Genomic DNA, 19828 nt, shown 5'->3' on the forward strand with positions numbered 1-19828 from the left:
AACCAGCACCGGCAGCGCCCTTGCTGTGTTGTTGAAACAGGGTGCCGCTTATCCGAGAAACCGTTCATGTGGTCATGAACGGTTTTTTGTTATCCGAACGGCGTCTTTTTTAACCGATTCGTCCAACTTGCCCATTCTGCTCGCTCCATGAGTCAATCCAATCAGTTTTCCCTGCTCGGCCAGCGTCGTTTTGCTCCCTTTTTCTGGACCCAGTTCCTCGGCGCGCTCAATGACAACGTTTTCAAGACGGCCTTACTGACCATCCTTACCTACGACGCGCTCCGCTGGACCACGCTGGATACCGGTCTGCTCAACAACCTGATCCCGGGTTTGTTCATCCTGCCGTTTTTCCTGTTTTCTGCAACGGCAGGGCAATTGGCAGACAAGATGGAAAAGGGCCGCCTGGCGCGCTACGTCAAACTGCTGGAAATCGTCATCATGGGCATCGCAGCCTACGGCTGGATGACGCATCACCTGTGGCTGCTGGTGATCGCTGTGGCGGGCATGGGCATCCATTCGACCATCTTCGGTCCGGTCAAGTACGCTTATCTGCCGCAGCAATTGAAGCCTCAAGAGCTGGTCGGCGGCAACGGCGTCATCGAAATGGGCACCTTCGTCGGTATTTTGCTGGGTGAAGTGCTGGGCGCCGTATTGGTGGTGCAGAAGCCATTCGGGCTGGAAACCATTGCCTTCGTGACCATCGGCTTCGCGATTCTCGGCTGGCTGACCAGCCTGGCGATTCCCTTGTCCCCCGCGCCGGCGCCGGATCTGAAAATCAACTGGAATCCGTTCTCGGAAATGGTGCGCAACCTCGGCTTTTCGCGCCGCAATCGTCCCGTTTTCCTGTCGATACTGGGCAACTCCTGGTTCTGGTTTTACGGCGCCATCGTGCTGGCGCAATTTCCTCTGTATGCCAAGAATTATCTGCACGGCGATCATAGCGTGTTCGTCTTGCTGCTGATGGTGTTCTCGGTCGGGATCGGCGTCGGCTCGCTGTTGTGTGAACGTCTGTCCGGGCACAAGGTTGAAATCGGTCTGGTGCCTTTCGGCGCCATTGGTCTATCGGTGTTCGGGCTGGAGCTGTACTTCGCCAGCGTCAGCTACAGCGCGACGGCGGCGGTCGATATGAGCGGCTTTATTGCGCAACACGGCAGCCTGCGCATTCTGTTTGACTGCCTGATGATCGGTGTGTTCGGCGGCTTGTACATCGTGCCGCTGTTTGCGCTGATCCAGACTCGCTGTGACCCGCAACACGTCTCGCGCACGATTGCGGGCATGAACATCATGAACTCGCTGTTCATGGTGGTGGCGGCCTTGCTGGCGATGGTGCTGCTGCGGTCGGGCTTCTCGATCCCGCAGATTTTCCTGATCACGGCGATCCTGAACGCCGTCGTAGCGACGTACATCTTCTCGCTGGTGCCGGAATTCCTGATGCGCTTCCTGGCGTGGATGCTGATCCACACCATCCATCGCGTGCGTACCGTCAATGCCGATCTGATTCCCAGGCATGGGGCGGCGGTGCTGGTGTGCAATCACGTCAGCTACGTTGACGCCATCGTGATCATGGCTGCCAGCCCGCGCCCGATCCGTTTCGTCATGGATCACCGCATCTTCAAGACGCCGATACTGTCGTGGATTTTCCGCACTGCCAAGGCGATCCCTATCGCGCCGGCCAAGGAAGATCCGTGGCTGATGGAAAAGGCCTATGTCGATATCGCTCAGGCGCTGCATGAAGGCGATCTGGTGTGCATCTTCCCGGAAGGCAAGCTGACCAGCACCGGCGAGATCAACGAATTCAAGGGCGGCATCAAGAAGATCATCGACCGCACGCCGGTACAGGTCTTCCCAATGGCCTTGCGCGGCTTGTGGGGCAGCCTGCTCACGCGCGGCAGCGGCAATCCTTTTCATCGCTCGTTCAAGCGCGGCCTGTTTTCGAAGCTGGAGCTGGCGGTGGGTGAACCGATTCCTGCAGCGCAGGCTACGCCGGAATACTTGCAGCAGCGTGTCAGCGAACTGCGCGGCGAGTGGAAATAGCCCTTGGGCTGGTAAAATCACGTATTCAGATAATTCAAAGTAGAGCTTCGCTATGTCCGGCAATACCCTCGGCACGCTGTTTACCGTTACCACCTTCGGCGAATCCCATGGCCCGGCCATCGGATGCGTGATCGACGGCTGTCCGCCGGGAATGGCATTGTCCGAAGAGGACATCCAGCCTGAACTGGATCGCCGCAAGCCGGGCACCTCGCGTCACGTGACGCAGCGTCAGGAGCCGGACACTGTGGAAATCCTCTCCGGCGTGTTCGAAGGCAAAACAACCGGTACGCCGATTGCACTGCTGATCCGCAACCAGGATCAGCGCAGCAAGGACTACGGCAATCTGCTCGATACCTTCCGTCCCGGTCACGCCGACTACACCTACTGGCACAAATACGGCATTCGCGATCCGCGCGGCGGAGGCCGCTCTTCGGCGCGCCTGACGGCGCCCGTGGTCGGTGCGGCGGCGGTGGCCAGGAAGTGGCTGTTCGAACAATATGGCACGACTTTCAAGGGCTGCATGAGCCAGCTCGGCGACATCGCGATTCCTTTCGAATCCTGGGATCATGTACGCGAAAATCCTTTCTTTGCCGCCAACGAGAGCATTATTCCGCAACTTGAGGAATACATGGACGCATTGCGTAAAGCAGGCGACTCCTGCGGTGCACGTATCGACGTGGTGGCGCAGAACGTGCCGGTCGGTCTGGGCGAGCCAATTTACGACAAGCTCGATGCGGAAATCGCTTATGCGCTGATGGGCATCAATGCCGTCAAGGGCGTCGAGATCGGTGCGGGTTTCAGATCTGTGGCGCAGAAGGGCACTGAGCACGGCGATGCGCTGACGCCGGATGGTTTTGTCGGCAACAACGCGGGCGGTATTCTCGGCGGGATTTCGACTGGTCAGGACATCACGGCATCGATTGCGATCAAGCCGACGTCCAGCATTCGTTCGCCGCGTCCATCGATCGACAAGGCTGGACACTCGACCGAGGTTGAAACGCACGGCCGTCACGATCCTTGCGTCGGCATTCGCGCCACGCCTATCGCTGAAGCCATGGTGACGCTGGTCCTGATGGATCACGCCTTGCGTCATCGTGCGCAGTGCGGTGACGTCAAGGTATCGACGCCTCAGATCGCTGCGCAGAAATAAAACGAGATTGCCGGCTTTTGTACCGGCTGCAGAACTGGGGCAGTGTGGGCAGGTCAGAATGGCCTGCAACATCGGGGGAGCGCCGCGTCAACAATGCAATGACAATAGCGTGGCAATTTCGTATGGATGGCTAAGCGTTTCTCCCGCGTACTTTTAATTTTGACGATGGAGACAGCATGGCGTATGGAGCACAGCGTTCACAACAATTTCTTTCCCGTTGCTTTCTGATTGGGGTCGCCTTGGCGCTGACCGCCTGCGAAAGCGTGCAAACCACGCAGGGCGGCGCTGTCGGTATTACTCGTCAGCAAAGCATGATGTTGTCTGCGCAAGAGATCGATACCGCAGCCGTCAAGGAATACGCGCAGGTGCTCGATGAGCAAAAGAAGAAGGGCGCGCTGAACCAAAATGCCGCTCAATTGCGTCGCGTGCGCGCCATTGCCGACCGTCTGATCCCGCAGACCGCGGCTTTCCGTCCTGATGCCGTCAAATGGAAATGGGAAGTCAATGTCATTACTTCGCCTGAAGCCAATGCCTGGTGCATGCCCGGCGGAAAAATCGCCGTCTACACCGGTCTGATTGAAAAACTGAAGATCACCGACGATGAACTGGCTGCCGTCATGGGGCATGAAATCGCTCACGCCCTGCGTGAACATGCCCGCGAGCGCGCTTCCGAGCAGGCCGTGACAGGATCGCTGATTTCGATTGGTTCATCGCTTCTCGGCGTTGGGCAGTTGGGGCAGCAGGGCGCTCAGTACGCCTACATGGGGCTGGTCGGCCTGCCGAATTCACGCACGCACGAGACCGAGGCCGACCGCATTGGCGTGGAACTGGCCGCTCGCGCCGGTTACGACCCGCGTGCGGCTATTTCCTTGTGGCAAAAAATGGCGCAGACCGGCGGTAGCGAACCGATGAAGTTCATGTCCACTCACCCTTCGCGCGAAGATCGCATCAACGATCTCACGGTCTATTCGCAACGCGTGATGCCGCTTTACGAACAAAGTAAAAAGGTGCGCTGAACAGTATCGCTCGCAAAGCGTTGTACAGCGTTGCCTTAAAAGCATCGCCATAACCACATTCGCGCCTCGGGAAAGGCGCGTTTATGGCATAATCGAAGGCTCATTTCAACGACTTGCGTAGCTTTCACACGCCCGCATCATCATGCTTAAGACGCTTTACGACAAACTTTGGGAATCTCACGTTGTTCATGCAGAACAAGACGGAACGGCCATTTTGTATATCGACCGTCATCTATTGCATGAAGTGACCAGCCCGCAGGCATTTGAAGGCCTCAAACTGGCCGGCCGCCAACCATGGCGCAACGCCGCCAATCTGGTAGTTGCAGACCACAACGTGCCGACCACCAATCGCGCCAACGGCATCGCCGATCCGATTTCCCGCCTCCAGGTGGAAACGCTGGACGCCAATGCCAAGGAATACGGTCTGACCTATTTCGGCATGAACGACAAGCGCCAGGGAATCGTGCACGTCATCGGACCTGAGCAAGGCGCTACGCTGCCGGGCATGACCGTGGTGTGCGGCGATTCGCACACCTCCACGCACGGCGCTTTTGCCTGTCTGGCGCACGGCATCGGCACCTCCGAAGTCGAACACGTGCTGGCTACGCAAACGCTGCTCGCGAAAAAATCCAAAGCCATGCTGGTGCAGGTCGACGGTGCACTGCCGAGCGGCGTGACTGCAAAAGATATCGTGCTGGCCGTCATCGGCAAGATCGGTACTGCCGGCGGCACCGGCTATGCGATTGAATTCGCCGGTTCGACCATTCGCTCGCTGACCATGGAAGGCCGCATGACGGTCTGCAATATGGCGATCGAAGCAGGTGCGCGCGCCGGGATGGTTGCCGTTGACGACACAACGATCAATTACCTGAAGGGCCGTCCGTTCGCACCGTCGGGTCCGCACTGGGAGCGCGCCGTGACTTATTGGCGTACGCTGCATTCCGATCCGGGCGCAAAATTCGACATGGTCGTGACCTTGAACGCCGCCGACATCAAGCCGCAAGTGACCTGGGGCACATCGCCGGAAATGGTGGTCGCCATCGATAGCCGCGTCCCTGATCCGGACAAGGAAAAAGACGCCACCAAGCGCGACGGCATGGAAAAGGCGCTGGCCTACATGGCGTTGAAGCCCAATACCCCGATTGAAGATATCCGCATCGACAAGGTGTTCATCGGCTCCTGCACCAACTCGCGCATCGAAGATCTGCGCGAAGCAGCGGCGGTGGTGCGTGGCAAGTTCCGTGCTTCCAACGTCAAGCTGGCGATGGTGGTGCCGGGTTCCGGCCTGGTGAAGGAACAAGCTGAACGCGAAGGCCTGGACAAGATTTTCCGCGATGCCGGTTTTGAATGGCGCGAGCCGGGCTGTTCGATGTGTCTGGCGATGAATGCCGACCGTCTGGAGCCGGGCGAGCGTTGCGCTTCGACGTCCAATCGTAACTTTGAGGGACGCCAGGGCGCCGGCGGCCGTACGCATCTGGTGAGTCCTGCGATGGCAGCAGCAGCAGGCATCGCAGGACATTTCGTTGATATTCGTTCTTTGTAAATCTACCTGGGTGAAATCATGAAGAAAATAATTGCTTTGGCTTTTCTGGCTGTTTCGATTCTGACGCTGACTGCATGCAACACCGTTCACGGTTTCGGTGAGGATGTCGCCAAGGTCGGCGACAAGATGCAGGACGCCAGCAAGAAGTAAGAATGCAGTGGTGGCAGCCGGTGCGCTTGCATCGCTGCTGCTGATTCGTTTGTTGAAGAGATAGAGAAATCGGCTGATCCGGATTGCCGCATGGTGCGGCGAGCCATCACCGATACAAGTGCCATGAATAAATTTATTGTCCATGATGGTCTGGTTGCTCCGCTTGACCGTGCGAACGTCGACACCGACGCGATCATTCCCAAGCAATTCCTGAAATCGATCAAGCGCAGCGGCTTCGGTCCGAATCTGTTCGACGAATGGCGTTATCTGGACCACGGCGAGCCGGGCATGGACAATTCCAAACGTCCGCTGAATCCGGATTTCGTGCTGAATCAGGCGCGTTATCAAGGTGCTTCGATCCTGATCGCACGCAAGAATTTCGGCTGCGGCTCCTCGCGGGAACATGCGCCGTGGGCGCTGGACCAATACGGCTTCCGCGCGGTGATTGCACCAAGCTTCGCCGATATTTTCTTTAACAACTGCTTCAAGAACGGCTTGTTGCCGATCGTGCTGTCGGAACAGCAGATCGACCATCTGTTCGATGAAGTGAAAGCATTCCCGGGCTTCCGCCTGATCATTGATCTGGAAAAACAGATCATTACTACCGCCAATGGTAGTCAGACTTATCCGTTTGAGGTCGGCGAATTCCGTAAGTATTGCTTGCTCAACGGCCTTGACGACATCGGTCTGACATTGCGCCAAGCGGACAAAATCCGCGCTTTTGAAGAGCGTCACCTGTACGATCAGCCCTGGTTGGCAAACACCATCTGAGTACCGCCAATCAGATTCGCAACAGGTTTCTGAAGTTCTGATCAGCCGGATGCCGCATCGCATGGTCGCCAAGACCGATGCAGATGTGGCCTCCGGCGCTATTATTTTCCAAGACTAGAAGACGACGACATGAAGATTGCAATTTTGCCAGGCGATGGCATCGGTCCCGAGATCATTGAACAAGCCGTACGTGTACTCAATACACTGGGCGAAAAGTTTGAAATGGAAACTGCTCCGGTCGGTGGCGCAGGTTACGAAGCGCACGGCCATCCGCTGCCGGACGGCACGCTGAAGCTGGCCAAGGAGGCCGATGCGATCCTGTTCGGCGCCGTTGGCGACTGGAAGTACGACACGCTGGATCGTCCGCTGCGTCCTGAGCAAGCGATCCTGGGCCTGCGCAAGCATCTGCAACTGTTTGCCAACTTCCGTCCTGCGATCTGCTATCCGGAACTGACCGGCGCGTCGTCGCTCAAGCCTGAACTGGTTGCCGGCCTGGATATCCTGATCGTGCGCGAACTGAACGGCGATATTTATTTCGGCCAGCCGCGCGGCATGCGCGAAGCGCCGGACGGTCCGTTCAAGGGCGCACGCGAAGGTTTCGACACCATGCGTTACAGCGAGCCGGAAATCCGCCGCATCGCGCACGTCGCTTTCCAGGCAGCGGCCAAGCGCGGCAACCGTCTGTGCAGTGTGGACAAGGCCAACGTGCTGGAAACTTTCCAGTTCTGGAAAGACATTGTCACCGACGTGCACAAGGAATATCCGCAAGTCGAACTGACCCACATGTACGTTGACAATGCAGCAATGCAACTGGTCAAGGCGCCGAAGAACTTCGACGTCATCGTCACCGGCAACATGTTCGGCGACATCCTGTCGGATGCCGCGGCAATGCTGACCGGCTCGATCGGCATGCTGCCATCGGCATCTCTGGACGCCAACAACAAGGGTTTGTACGAGCCGTCGCACGGTTCGGCACCCGACATCGCCGGCAAGGGCGTCGCCAATCCGTTGGCGACCATTTTGTCGGCGGCCATGATGCTGCGCTTCTCGCTGAACAAGGCGGAACAGGCAGATCGCATTGAAGCGGCGGTGAAGAAAGTCCTTGCACAAGGCTATCGCACCGGCGATATTTATGAAGAGGGCACCACCAAGGTCGGCACCAGGGAAATGGGCGACGCAGTCGTCAAAGCATTGGGCTGATCGGGGCGGTGGTTTTTTTAACGTTGTAGTTCATTGATTATGGAAGTTCATTAATAGGGAAAGATGATGAAACTGGTTGGTTTAGTTGGCTGGCGTGGAATGGTGGGTTCGGTCCTGATGCAACGCATGCAGGACGAGGGTGATTTCGATCACATCGAACCGGTATTTTTTTCGACCTCGAATGCAGGCGGTAAAGCTCCGTCGTTCGCCAAAACGGCAACGACGCTGAAAGACGCCAACAGCATTGATGAGCTGAAAAAATGCGACATCATTATTACCGCGCAGGGCGGCGACTACACCACCGAGATCTTCCCTAAGCTGCGTGCAGCCGGCTGGGACGGCTATTGGATCGATGCGGCGTCGACTCTGCGCATGAAGGACGACGCCGTGATCGTGCTGGATCCGGTCAACAACGATGTGATCAAAAACGCGCTGGCCAAGGGCGTCAAGAATTACATCGGCGGCAACTGCACCAACTCCATCCTGCTGATGGGCGTGGGCGGCCTGTTCAAGGAAGGTCTGGTTGAGTGGGTCAGCTCGATGACATACCAGGCGGCTTCCGGCGGCGGCGCGAATCACATGCGCGAACTGCTGAAGGGCATGGGCGTGATCAATGCAGCCGTGGCCGATGAGTTGGCGACACCGTCGTCGGCGATCCTGGACATCGACCGCAAAGTCGCCAAGACCATTCGTGAAGATGTGCCGACCGAATATTTTGGCGCACCGCTGGCGGGCGGCCTGATCCCATGGATCGATGCGCAGTTGGAAAACGGCCAGTCCAAGGAAGAGTGGAAGGGCCAGGCGGAAGTCAACAAGATCCTCGACAGCGAGAAAGTCATTCCTGTCGATGGCTTGTGCGTGCGTATCGGTGCGATGCGTTGCCACAGCCTGGCACTGACCATCAAGCTCAAGCGCGACCTGCCGTTGGCCGATATCGAATCCATCATCCGTTCGGGCAACCAATGGGTGAAATGGGTGCCGAATGATCGCGCCATCACCGTCAAGGAACTGACGCCGGCATCAATCACCGGCAGTCTGGAAATCGGCGTTGGCCGCGTGCGCAAGCTGAATCAGGGGCCGGAATATATTTCCGCCTTTGTGATTGGCGACCAGTTGCTGTGGGGGGCTGCAGAGCCGCTGCGCCGTATGCTGCGCATCATTCTGGGTAAATAATGGCGCGGAAGGCTGAGCCTTCCGTTGTCAATTTGCAACGCAAACCCGTCAAACATTCCTTCGCTGGAATGTTGGCGGGTTTTGACCATCTTGAGAACTTGGTTACACTTGCAGGCCTAAGTTCTTGATGATATGTTGAAAATCAGAATTTATCTCATCACTGTCAACAATCCGGTCATTAAAGCCCCTTACTATGAGGGATGTTCAATTCCATTGCTTCATGGCAATTTGGAGGGCTTTGATTGAGTTGTCGATTTTTTGATTGTCATCGATGAAATAAATTTTAGTTTTCAGGCCTTCTTTAACAGAACGTCTATCTAAAACCATACAAACATGCCTCTATATACTCATAACAAGTTTGCGCTGTCCCGCCTGAAAACACTGAGTGCCGCCGTGACCCTGGCATTGGCTCTGCCAATGGGGGCGCATGCCGCCGGACTGGGCAAACTCACGGTGCTGTCGTCACTCGGACAACCTCTGCGGGCGGAAATCGAGCTGAACTCGGTGTCGAAAGAGGAAGAAGGCGCACTGGTAGCGCGACTTGCACCGGCGGACGCTTTCAAGAAGGCCAATATCGATTTCAATCCGGTGTTGTCGTCGTTGCGGTTTTCGGTCGAACAACGTCAGGGAAAGCAACTGATTCGCATCAGCTCGTCGCAGGCCATTAATGAGCCTTTCGTCGACTTGCTGTTGGAATTGAGCGGTGGCGGTTCGCGTCTGGTGCGCGAATATACCTTCTTGCTCGACCCGCCGGATATGCGCAAGCCGCAAACGGCGCAATCGGCTCCGGCGACCCCGCCGACTTCTGCACCTGCAGCCAAGCCTGCAGTCAGCGCGCCGGCAGCCGCTGCTGCGCCCGCAAAGCCAGCGGCCGTCGCTCCTGCTGCTGCAATGAATAACAGCGACGAAGAGCCGACTTCGCGCATCGTTACCAAGTCTGCACCGTCCAGCCTGGCGGAAGAATTGATTCGCAATGGCCGCAGCGGTGATCAGAGCGGCTTGACCAATGCACCGGTGCCGCCTGCCGTCGCGGAAAAGACCGTTCCGGCGGCTGCTCCGGCGAAGGTGGAAGGCAAGGCGGATGAATCTTCTGCTGCATCTGCAGCAGCCTCCTCAGGCAAACGCGGCAAAGGCGGCAAGGCCGACAGCGCAGCCAAGCCGGACGGCAAATCGTATAAGGTGAAAGAGGGCGACACGCTGGCGGAAATCGCCAATCGCACCAAAGACAACTCGGTGTCGCTGGATCAGATGCTGGTCGCGCTGTACCGCGCCAATCCCGATGCTTTCATGGGCGACAATATCAACCGCCTGCGAGCAGGGCGTGTGTTGTCGGTGCCGGATGCGGCAACTGCAACCGTCGTGGACAAGAGCGAAGCGCACACGACCGTGGTTGCGCAGGCTCAGGATTTCAACGCCTATCGCAACAAGCTTGCGGGGCAGGTTGCCAACGGACCTTCGCGTAAAGCTGGCGATACAAGGCAAAGCAGCAGCGGCAAGGTGACTGCGCGCGTCGAAGAAAAATCCGGCGCCGGCGATGCCAAGGACAAGCTGCAACTTTCGAAGGCCGGAGCGAGCGACCGTGCTGCCGCCGAAAAAGCGGCAGCGGAAGAAAAGATTGCAGCAGACAAGGCGATTGCCGAAGCGAATGAGCGCGTAAAGGCGCTTGAGAAAAACGTCAGCGATCTGCAAAAGCTGCTGGAGATCAAGAACAAGACACTGGCGGAAATGAGTGAGCAGCAGAAGGCCGCTGCCGCCAAGCCGGAAACGCCTGCTGCACAACCAGCTCCAGCGGCGGAAGCAAAGCCGGAAGAGAAACCGGCAGAAGCCAAGCCGGCCGAGGCGCCTGCTGAGCCGCCCAAGTCTGAAGCGCCAGCAGCACCGGCGCCCGTGCCCGCACCAGCAGCACCAGCGGCCGCACCGAAGGTTGTGGCCGCACCGACGCCAGCCGTCAAAGCCAACTTCTTTGACAATATCCAAGACAATCCTTTCGTCTTGCCTGGCGCGGGCGCGCTGGTCGCACTGCTCGCTGCCTGGGGCGTGGTGCGTGTCCGTAACAATCGGAAGAAAGCGGCGACTGCCGCTTCTGCCGATGCAGACAAGGAGGATGAGCCGGGAAAGGTAACTAAAGAACCTGAACCGACTCCCGCAGCACCCGCTGCAGTAGCAGTACCTGAAGCAGCGCCTGACGTTGTTCCGGAAGCGGTGCCCGAAGTGGCAGCCGCCGCCGCTGTAGCTGCCGCCGATGAGGTTGATCCAATCTCGGAAGCGGACATGTACATCTCTTACGGCCGCGATGAGCAGGCCGAAGATATCTTGCGTCTGGCCTTGAAGAGCGACCCGGATCGTCAGGCCATCCGCCTGAAGCTGCTGGAGATCTATTCCAAGCGTCAGGACGTTGAAGGTTTCAATGACGTCGCCAAAGAATTGCATGGCGCCACCAGCGGCATCGGTTCCGAATGGGAGCAAGCCGCAGCCATGGGTATCGTGCTTGACCCGACTAATCCGCTGTATGGCGGCTCGCCGGCGGAAGAAGCCGTGGCCGAAGCTGAGCAGGTTGCAGAACCGGTCGTCGAGAAAGCGCCAGAACCTGAGCCGGAGCCACCAGCTCCGGAAGAGCAAGGTCTGGAGTTTGATCTGGACGACTTCAAGGGCGCAGAAATTCAACCGGGTGCCACGCCGCCGGTCGCCGACATCGGCAGCAAGATCGATTTCGATCTGGAGCTTGACAGCGGCAAGGCGGCAGCGGACGCAGGTGCCTCTGCGGCTGCTGCCATGCTGGATGATTTGCCGAAGGCATCGCCGCCGGTCAACGACATCGACCTCGATTTGCCGGAGCCGGTTGAAGCGCCTAAGCCTGACGTGCTGGAAGATGATGAATCGGCCTTTGCCGCCGAAATGTCGACCAAGCTGGATCTGGCCGCCGCCTATCAGGAAATCGGTGACAAGGAAGGTGCGCGCGAACTGCTGGATGAAGTTATTCGCGGCGGCAGCGACAGCCAGATAGAACGCGCCAAGGATATGTTGTCCAAATTGTCGTAAGCAGGGCGCGTACTTCGCGCATTCTGCAGGACGACTGGTCCGGAGACGGGCGCCGATGCCGGCGCCCGTTTGCTTTTCTTGATGTGCGACTGATCACGCAATGGCAGCGTGCAGTCGAGCCGCATTACCTGTGCAATGAATAGTGAAATACGCCAGAAACAAACCGGAAGCAAACCAGAAGCAAACTACTGTGACTGAATCCCCACCCTCTATTTCTGCTGAGCTGCCCAACGGTACAGAAGCAGAGTCTCTGACAAATTCTGCGGCGATACTGCGCCCGTTGCGCCGTATCGTGCTGGGCATTCAATACGACGGCAATTCCTGGCAAGGCTGGCAGACCCAGCCGCACGGTCTGACGGTGCAAGACAAGCTTGAGGCCGCGTTGAAACAATTCACGCTGGTCAACATCGATACCACCTGCGCCGGCCGTACGGACTCCGGTGTGCACGCGCTGGAACAAGTCGTGCATTTCGACACCGTGATCGCGCGCGACAAGTCTTCGTGGGTGCGCGGCGTCAACGCCTTTTTGCCGCCGTCGATTGCCGTGCGTTGGGCGACTGAACTGCCGGTGAATGATGGCCCTGAGCATAGCGCCGCCGAGCGTGACGGCGGCTTTCATGCGCGCTTCAGTGCCACTGCGCGCACCTATCACTACATGCTGTACAACCACCCGGTGCGTTCGCCTTTGCTGGCAGGCAAGGCCGGCTGGACTTTCCGTCCGCTGGATGTGGACCTGATGCAGCAAGCGGCGAATCACCTGGTCGGCCAGCATGACTTTTCGACATTTCGCGCAGTGGAATGCCAGGCCAAGTCGCCGGTGCGCACGATGGAGTCGCTGCAGGTGCGCCGCCATGGGGACATGATCGTCTTTACGCTGAAAGCCAACGCCTTCCTGCATCATATGGTGCGCAATATCGTCGGTTCGCTGATTTTTGTCGGAAACGGCAGGCAGCCGCCGGAGTGGGTTGCACACATACTGACGCAAAAGGACCGTGCTCTTGCCGCGCCGACATTCATGCCGGATGGCTTGTACCTAGCCAAAGTCGATTATCCGGCGCGCTGGTCACTGCCGCAGGAAGAGGCATCCTGGCCCTGGCTGTAATCCGTCCGGATGCCTCAATCGGTTAGACTAGTCCTCTCGTCATCCGTCTTGCCACTTTCTTTTACGACCCCATTTAGCAATTATGCACAGGACCAGAATCAAGATTTGCGGCTTGACCCGCGCTGAAGATGTTGCTGCCGCTGTCGCGGCCGGCGCGGATGCGATCGGCTTTGTGTTTTACGCCAAAAGCCCGCGCCATGTCACCGCATCGGCGGCGGCGGAGCTGATTCGCGCTGTGCCGCCTTTCATTTCAACGGTGGGATTGTTCGTTAACGCCAGCGCCGAGGAGGTTGGCGCCGTGTTGGAACAGGTACCCTTGTCGTTGTTGCAATTTCATGGCGACGAGACGCCGGAACAGTCCGCTGCGATTGCACAAGCCGTCAAACGGCCTTTTATGCGCGCAGCACGCATCGGAAGCTCGACCGCGCCTGAGGATTTGATAAAATACGAACAGGATTATCGTTCCGCCAGTCCTTTTTTTACGGGGCTCTTGCTTGACACCCTGGTTGAGCAATACGGCGGCAGCGGAAAGGTTTTCGATTGGTCTCTCATTCCAGAAGAACTCGCGCCTCGGGTCGTTTTAAGTGGTGGCTTGAGCGTACAAAACGCGACTGACGCGGTGCAGCGCGTGCGCCCGCACGCCGTCGACATCAGCAGTGGTGTCGAGCAAGCCAAAGGCATCAAGGATGCCGCCAAGATCGCCGCTTTCATCAGCGCGGTACGTTTGGCGGACGCTACCTGAAGCAGACCTGGCAGCCATCTCACCAGAACACTAGAGGAATACCCATGAAAGAATTGAATCCGCTCGGCAATTTCTCCGAGCGCCAGCCTGTTGCTGCTGCAGCCTTGCATCAGACTGCACCATACAATCTGCCCGACGCGCGCGGCCATTTCGGCCAATACGGCGGCAGTTTTGCGTCGGAAACCCTGACGCACGCGCTGACCGAACTGCGCGAAGCCTATGCGCACTATCAGAATGACGAGCAGTTTCTGGCGGAGTTTCATACCGAACTGAAACATTTCGTCGGCCGCCCAAGCCCCGTGTACCACGCCAAGCGCTGGTCCGAACTGGCAGGCGGCGCGCAGATCTATTTCAAGCGTGAAGACCTGAATCACACCGGCGCGCACAAGATCAACAACGTCATCGGCCAGGCCTTGCTCGCCAAGCGCATGGGCAAGAAGCGCATCATCGCCGAAACCGGCGCCGGTCAGCATGGCGTGGCGACGGCGACGATCTGTGCGCGCTTCGGCATGGAATGCATCGTCTACATGGGTAGCGAAGACGTCAAGCGCCAGTTGCAGAACGTCTATCGCATGAACCTGCTGGGCGCGACAGTGGTGCCGGTTGAATCCGGCTCCAAGACGCTGAAGGATGCACTTAACGAAGCGATGCGCGACTGGGTCACCAACGTCGAAAGCACGTTCTACATCATCGGCACGGTCGCCGGGCCGCATCCTTATCCGATGATGGTGCGCGACTTCCAGTCGGTGATTGGCAATGAATGCATCGTGCAAATGCCCGAGATCGCCAGCCGCCAGCCGGACTACGTGGTGGCGGCCGTCGGCGGCGGTTCGAATGCGATGGGCATCTTCTATCCTTACATCGACTATCAGGACGTCAAACTGGTCGGCGTTGAAGCCGCCGGCGACGGTCTCGACACAGGTCGCCATTCGGCTTCGCTGACACTCGGTACGCCGGGCGTGCTGCATGGCAATCGCACCTATCTGCTGCAGGATGAAAATGGCCAGATCATGGAGACGCATTCGGTTTCGGCCGGTCTCGACTATCCGGGCGTCGGCCCTGAGCATTCCTGGTTGAAAGACAGCGGCCGCGCCAGCTATGAATGCATCACCGATGAGGAGGCATTGGCGGCGTTTCACACTTGCTGCCGCATTGAAGGCATCATCCCCGCGCTGGAATCGAGCCATGCGCTGGCCTACGCCGCCAAGCTGGCCGCGACTTTGCCGAAAGACAAGATCGTGTTGGCCAATCTGTCGGGACGCGGCGACAAGGACATGCATACTGTCCAGCAGCGCCAGGGGTAAGCAGGCATAGCAAAAAGGCTCCAGCTCTGCATGCGGGCAGCGGACTTTTAATCCGCTGCCCGCAAGCGGTAAAAACAAAGCAGGGCTGGCCGAATCGACGAACAACACATTCCAACACCATGTCCCGTATTCAATCTACTTTTACCGCGCTGGCCGCCAGCAACAAGAAGGCGCTGATCACCTTCATCACTGCCGGTGATCCGGCGCCCGAGCTGACCGTGCCTTTGCTGCATGCGCTGGTCGCGGGCGGCGTCGATATTCTTGAACTTGGGGTGCCGTTTTCGGATCCCATGGCAGAAGGTCCGGTCATTCAGCGCGCTTGCGAACGCGCGCTGAAATTCAACATCAGCACGCGCGACGTGCTGGGTTATGTGCGTGAGTTCCGGAAGACCAACACCACCACGCCAGTGGTGCTGATGGGTTACGCCAATCCGCTCGAACGCTTCGGCGTCGACGCCTTCATTGCTGCGGCGAAAGAAGCGGGTGTGGACGGCACCATCATCGTGGATTACCCGCCGGAAGAATGCGAAGAGTTTTCGCAAAAAATGCAGGCACAGGGACTCGACCCGATTTTCTTGCTGGCGCCGACATCGACCGATGAACGTATCCAGCAAGTCGCCAAGGTCAGCAGCGGTTTCTGCTATTACGTGTCGCTCAAGGGCGTGACCGGCGCCGGCAACATCGATACCGTCGAAGTGGCCAAACGCATTGCGGAAATCCGCAAGCACGTCAAACTGCCGATCGGCGTCGGTTTCGGTATTCGCGACGGTGCGACTGCCAAAGCGGTGAGCCAGGTGTCGGACGCTGTCGTGATCGGCAGCCGCATTATTCAGGAACTGGAAAACACGCCGCGTGAGCGCGCAGTTGAAGCTGTCCAAGCTTTCGTGACGGATATCCGCAAGGCCATGGACGCCTGATCTGTGGATCATGAAGAGGGTGTTTGCAGAAATTTCTGGACCCTCCGGCGTCATGATTTCTCAAAAGAAATTATCGAAAAGCAATCAAATCATCGTCTCCGGCTGTGCGGCTTTGCCTCTGGTACAATGCGCCACCGGAAATTAGAAAGAGGTTTCTATGAGCTGGCTAGAGAAATTACTCCCGCCTCAAATTCAACGTAGCGATTCCGCAAGCCGGAAGTCGATACCCGAAGGTTTATGGGTCAAGTGCCCGTCCTGCGAAGCAGTGCTTTATCGTACTGATCTGGAATCCAATCTCCACGTTTGCCCGAAGTGCAGCCATCACATGCGTATCCGCGCCCGTGCGCGCCTGGATTCGCTGCTCGACGAAGGCGGCCGCTATGAAATCGGCCAGGAAGCCCTGCCGGTCGACACGCTCAAGTTCAAAGACAGCAAGAAATATCCTGACCGTCTGAAAGATGCGCTGGAATCCACCGGCGAAACCGACGCCATGGTCGTCATGGGCGGCGCTATCATGACCTTGCCGGTCGTGGTTGCCTGCTTCGAATTCGAATTCATGGGCGGCTCCATGGGCTCCGTGGTCGGCGAGCGTTTCGCCCGCGGCGCGCAAATGGCGCTGGAGCAAAAAGTGCCGTTCATCTGCATCACCGCCACCGGCGGTGCGCGTATGCAAGAAGGCTTGTTGTCATTGATGCAAATGGCCAAGACCACTTCCATGCTGACCAAGCTGTCTGAGAAGAAGTTGCCGTTCATCAGTGTGCTGACCGACCCGACCATGGGCGGCGTGTCGGCATCGTTCGCCTTCATGGGCGACGTCGTGATGGCGGAACCGAAAGCTCTGATCGGCTTCGCCGGTCCGCGCGTGATCGAGAATACCGTGCGCGAAAAGTTGCCGGAAGGCTTCCAGCGCTCCGAGTTCCTCGTGACCAAGGGCGCTATCGATATGATCGTCGACCGTCGCAAGATGCGCGAAGAAATCGCACGTTTGCTGGCGTTGCTGCAAAATCAGGCGGCCGAAACCGTTTCCTGATCGCGATGCCATACAGGGACCCGGACTTGTCGTCGTTCAACGCAAGTTCGGGTTTTTGCTTTTAAGTCATTTCAAGTCATTCATCGGGCCCCCGGCTCCATGCAGGTCATCTCAGATTCACTGTAGATTCAACTCATGCAAGCGCAAGCAAAACCTTCCACCCTGGCCGAATGGCTGACCCTTCTGGAAACCCGCCACACCAAGTCCATCGATATGGGGCTGGAGCGTGTCGGCAAGGTCAAAGAATTGCTCGACATCCGTTTCGATTGCCCCGTCATCACGGTGGCCGGCACCAATGGCAAAGGCTCGACCTGCGCCATGCTGGAATCGATCCTGATGCGCGCCGGATATCGCGTGGGTTTGTACATCAAGCCGCATTTCCTGCATTTCAACGAGCGTGCCCGCGTCGAAGGTGTGCCTGCATCCGATGCTGCGCTGATCGCTGCGTTTGAGGCGGTGGAGGAAAAGCGCGGCGATATTTCGCTGACCTATTTCGAGTTCACAACGCTGGCCATCATGAAGCTGCTGGCCGATGCCAGGATGGATGTCGTCATTCTGGAAGTCGGTCTGGGCGGCCGTCTTGATGCGGTCAATGTCATCGATGCAGACGTCGGCATCGTCACCAGCATCGACATCGATCACACCGAATACCTCGGCACCACGCGCGAAGAAATCGGTTTTGAAAAAGCCGGCATCTATCGTGCCGGCAAGACCGCGATCTGCGGCGATCCGGTACCGCCGAAGTCGCTCATCAAGCATGCAGAATCCATCGGCGCCGATCTCTGGCTGATGGGCCGCGATTTCAACTATCAGGGCGACAAGCAGCAGTGGGCCTACGGCGGTCGCGGGCAACGCCGCAATTCGCTGGCTTACCCGAGTCTGCGCGGCGCCAATCAGTTGCTCAACGCCTCCGCGGCGCTGGCGGCGCTGGAAGCCTTGCGCGACGTGTTGCCCATCGGCGCGCAAGAAGTGCGCACCGGCCTGGCGACGGTCGAGTTGCCGGGGCGTTTCCAGGTCTTGCCCGGCCAGCCGCTGGTGATCCTCGATGTTGCGCATAACCCGCATGCCGCCGCCACGCTGGCGCAGAATCTCGACAACATGGGTTTTCATCCCTACACCTACGCGGTGTTCGGTTCCATGCTGGACAAGGACATCGAGGGCGTCATCAATCAGCTCAAAGGCAAGATCGATCACTGGTGCGTGACCGGCTTGCCGTTGCCGCGCGCTGCTACGGCGCAGCAATTGAAGGACAAATTGCTGGAAGCGGGCGTCGAACCGGAATTCAAGCCAGATGCGGCCTGCACCATAGAAACCTTCGATACGCCGGCTGCTGCATTCGCAAATGCGCAGAGCAGAGCTACCGAGAATGATAGAATTGTGGTTTTTGGATCCTTCCTCACCGTTGCAGGCGTGATGCAAGCCCGTAAGCCGGAATTGCATTGAGTTTTTCCCGTTTTGCTCCGGTTTGCGTCGTTTCCGGCCGTGATGTTGCAGTTTGTTTTTCGATGCATTCAGTTGCTTTTAGCTGCCCCCGATATTTGTCATCCGCATTTTTCAGACCACCTTACATAGATCAGCATGGGCTTGTTCTCGTTTTTTCGTAAAAACAAGCAGGAATCTGCTTCCGGTCAAGGCGAATTCCTGTCGCGTTCCGCAGGCGAGTCGTCGGCCGCACAGAACAGCCGCGGCAGCCGCAGCGCCGGGAACTCCCGCAAGTCCGGCAAGGCGGGTAAGGAAGAGTCGGTCGACCCCGTATTGCCGGAAAAGAAACGCGCACGCCGCCGCCTGATCGGCGCCGTTGCACTGGTGCTGGCTGTGGTGATCGTGCTGCCGATGATTCTCGATTCCGAACCGCGCCCGCTGGCGGACGATATTGCGATCCAGATTCCTTCCAAGGACGGCAAGGATGCCACTAAGGATGCCGCTGCCGATACCAAGTCTGCAGCACCGGTAGCTTCGGCAGCCGTACAGCCCAAGGAAGAGTTTGTCGATCCGGCAACACTGGCGCCTGCCGCGGAAAAGCCCGCCATCGCTCCCGGCGCCCCGGCTATGCCTTCCGGCCCCGCCAATGCAGCACTTGCCAAACCTTCCGAACCGGCTGCACCGGTCGCAGAAAAACCCGCTGATAAGCCGGAAGCGCCCAAGGCCGCCGCCAAGCCGGAACCTAAAGCCGAAGCCAAAGCAGACGTAAAAGACAGTAAGACAGACAGCAAGACCGCAGCCAAGCCTGCAGAGCGCAAGGATGATCACAAGAAGGACGTGAAGGACGCCGCCGCCAAGCCCAAGACCGCGGACAAGCCTGACGACGCGGCGCGCGCCATGGCGATTCTGGAAGGCAAGTCTGCGACAGCCGACAAGAAGCCGGCAGCGTCGACACCGGCACCAGCAGGCGGCAAATTCGTGATTCAGGTCGCCGCGCTGGCGACGCAAGAGAAAATCGATGAACTGCGCGGCAAGCTCAACAGCGCCGGCATCAAGTCCTTCACGCAAAAGGTCGCGACCCAGTCGGGCGACCGCACGCGCATTCGCGTCGGCCCGTTTGCCACCCGCGACGAAGCCGAAAAGATGCGAGTGAAGATTAATAAGCTCGGCCTGAACGCCACTATCGTTCCGGCTTGAATTTCGCGATGACCGGTCGCATATTGCTTATGTTGTTA

At 58.2% G+C, this 19828-nt stretch carries 16 protein-coding genes; all 16 read left to right on the plus strand.

All coding sequences use genetic code 11. The annotated features are described in order from the left end of the window. Positions 1–147: 147 nt before the first annotated feature. The gene (locus AC1RN6_RS21915; protein WP_493007576.1) at positions 148–2034 is read left to right on the plus strand and encodes an MFS transporter; all 1887 of its coding nucleotides are present in this window, start codon (positions 148–150) and stop codon (positions 2032–2034) included. A gap of 52 nt (positions 2035–2086) precedes the next feature. After that, the gene (aroC, locus tag AC1RN6_RS21920; protein WP_493007577.1) at positions 2087–3184 is read left to right on the plus strand and encodes a chorismate synthase; all 1098 of its coding nucleotides are present in this window, start codon (positions 2087–2089) and stop codon (positions 3182–3184) included. 176 nt (positions 3185–3360) lie between these two features. Beyond that, a complete protein-coding gene (locus tag AC1RN6_RS21925) occupies positions 3361–4200 on the plus strand; it encodes a M48 family metallopeptidase (protein WP_493007578.1) in 840 nt (279 codons plus the stop codon). 142 nt (positions 4201–4342) lie between these two features. After that, the gene (leuC, locus tag AC1RN6_RS21930) at positions 4343–5743 is read left to right on the plus strand and encodes a 3-isopropylmalate dehydratase large subunit (RefSeq protein WP_493007579.1); all 1401 of its coding nucleotides are present in this window, start codon (positions 4343–4345) and stop codon (positions 5741–5743) included. 18 nt (positions 5744–5761) lie between these two features. Further along, complete coding sequence (locus tag AC1RN6_RS21935; RefSeq protein WP_493007580.1) at positions 5762–5893, plus strand: entericidin A/B family lipoprotein; 132 nt, start codon at positions 5762–5764, stop codon at positions 5891–5893. 123 nt (positions 5894–6016) lie between these two features. Next, positions 6017–6664 (plus strand): 3-isopropylmalate dehydratase small subunit, encoded by a 648-nt coding sequence (leuD, locus tag AC1RN6_RS21940; RefSeq protein ID WP_493007581.1) that lies wholly within the window; start codon positions 6017–6019, stop codon positions 6662–6664. A gap of 129 nt (positions 6665–6793) precedes the next feature. Next, positions 6794–7864 (plus strand): 3-isopropylmalate dehydrogenase, encoded by a 1071-nt coding sequence (gene leuB / locus AC1RN6_RS21945; protein WP_493007582.1) that lies wholly within the window; start codon positions 6794–6796, stop codon positions 7862–7864. Between the two features lie 66 nt (positions 7865–7930). After that, positions 7931–9037: an aspartate-semialdehyde dehydrogenase gene (gene asd / locus AC1RN6_RS21950; RefSeq protein WP_094564811.1), complete on the plus strand. Its 1107-nt coding sequence runs from the start codon at positions 7931–7933 to the stop codon at positions 9035–9037. Between the two features lie 333 nt (positions 9038–9370). Next, positions 9371–12076, plus strand: coding sequence for a motility hub landmark protein FimV (locus AC1RN6_RS21955; protein WP_493007583.1), 2706 nt, complete (start codon positions 9371–9373; stop codon positions 12074–12076). A 250-nt stretch (positions 12077–12326) separates the two neighbouring features. Continuing rightward, positions 12327–13178 (plus strand): tRNA pseudouridine(38-40) synthase TruA, encoded by an 852-nt coding sequence (gene truA, locus AC1RN6_RS21960; protein WP_493007634.1) that lies wholly within the window; start codon positions 12327–12329, stop codon positions 13176–13178. Positions 13179–13257: 79 nt separating this feature from the next. Then, positions 13258–13920 carry a phosphoribosylanthranilate isomerase gene (locus tag AC1RN6_RS21965; protein WP_493007635.1) on the plus strand — a complete coding sequence of 221 codons (663 nt, stop codon included), beginning with the start codon at positions 13258–13260 and terminating at the stop codon, positions 13918–13920. A 44-nt stretch (positions 13921–13964) separates the two neighbouring features. Continuing rightward, complete coding sequence (trpB, locus tag AC1RN6_RS21970; protein WP_493007584.1) at positions 13965–15224, plus strand: tryptophan synthase subunit beta; 1260 nt, start codon at positions 13965–13967, stop codon at positions 15222–15224. A gap of 119 nt (positions 15225–15343) precedes the next feature. After that, the gene (gene trpA / locus AC1RN6_RS21975; RefSeq protein ID WP_493007585.1) at positions 15344–16141 is read left to right on the plus strand and encodes a tryptophan synthase subunit alpha; all 798 of its coding nucleotides are present in this window, start codon (positions 15344–15346) and stop codon (positions 16139–16141) included. Positions 16142–16298: 157 nt separating this feature from the next. Then, the gene (accD, locus tag AC1RN6_RS21980; protein WP_050478595.1) at positions 16299–17171 is read left to right on the plus strand and encodes an acetyl-CoA carboxylase, carboxyltransferase subunit beta; all 873 of its coding nucleotides are present in this window, start codon (positions 16299–16301) and stop codon (positions 17169–17171) included. A gap of 135 nt (positions 17172–17306) precedes the next feature. Further along, positions 17307–18614, plus strand: coding sequence for a bifunctional tetrahydrofolate synthase/dihydrofolate synthase (folC, locus tag AC1RN6_RS21985; protein ID WP_493007586.1), 1308 nt, complete (start codon positions 17307–17309; stop codon positions 18612–18614). Positions 18615–18749: 135 nt separating this feature from the next. Beyond that, positions 18750–19790 (plus strand): SPOR domain-containing protein, encoded by a 1041-nt coding sequence (locus tag AC1RN6_RS21990; protein ID WP_493007587.1) that lies wholly within the window; start codon positions 18750–18752, stop codon positions 19788–19790. The last annotated feature ends 38 nt before the right edge of the window (positions 19791–19828 follow it).

This window comes from Herbaspirillum sp. GW822-FHT03A08 (genome assembly GCF_058801885.1).

Bases quoted from the DNA above. Each gene is read 5' to 3' on its own strand.
- AC1RN6_RS21915 (WP_493007576.1), top strand. From the start codon at position 148: ATGAGTCAATCCAATCAGTTTTCCCTGCTCGGCCAGCGTCGTTTTGCT.
- aroC (WP_493007577.1), top strand. From the start codon at position 2,087: ATGTCCGGCAATACCCTCGGCACGCTGTTTACCGTTACCACCTTCGGC.
- AC1RN6_RS21925 (WP_493007578.1), top strand. From the start codon at position 3,361: ATGGCGTATGGAGCACAGCGTTCACAACAATTTCTTTCCCGTTGCTTT.
- leuC (WP_493007579.1), top strand. From the start codon at position 4,343: ATGCTTAAGACGCTTTACGACAAACTTTGGGAATCTCACGTTGTTCAT.
- AC1RN6_RS21935 (WP_493007580.1), top strand. From the start codon at position 5,762: ATGAAGAAAATAATTGCTTTGGCTTTTCTGGCTGTTTCGATTCTGACG.
- leuD (WP_493007581.1), top strand. From the start codon at position 6,017: ATGAATAAATTTATTGTCCATGATGGTCTGGTTGCTCCGCTTGACCGT.
- leuB (WP_493007582.1), top strand. From the start codon at position 6,794: ATGAAGATTGCAATTTTGCCAGGCGATGGCATCGGTCCCGAGATCATT.
- asd (WP_094564811.1), top strand. From the start codon at position 7,931: ATGAAACTGGTTGGTTTAGTTGGCTGGCGTGGAATGGTGGGTTCGGTC.
- AC1RN6_RS21955 (WP_493007583.1), top strand. From the start codon at position 9,371: ATGCCTCTATATACTCATAACAAGTTTGCGCTGTCCCGCCTGAAAACA.
- trpB (WP_493007584.1), top strand. From the start codon at position 13,965: ATGAAAGAATTGAATCCGCTCGGCAATTTCTCCGAGCGCCAGCCTGTT.
- trpA (WP_493007585.1), top strand. From the start codon at position 15,344: ATGTCCCGTATTCAATCTACTTTTACCGCGCTGGCCGCCAGCAACAAG.
- accD (WP_050478595.1), top strand. From the start codon at position 16,299: ATGAGCTGGCTAGAGAAATTACTCCCGCCTCAAATTCAACGTAGCGAT.
- folC (WP_493007586.1), top strand. From the start codon at position 17,307: ATGCAAGCGCAAGCAAAACCTTCCACCCTGGCCGAATGGCTGACCCTT.
- AC1RN6_RS21990 (WP_493007587.1), top strand. From the start codon at position 18,750: ATGGGCTTGTTCTCGTTTTTTCGTAAAAACAAGCAGGAATCTGCTTCC.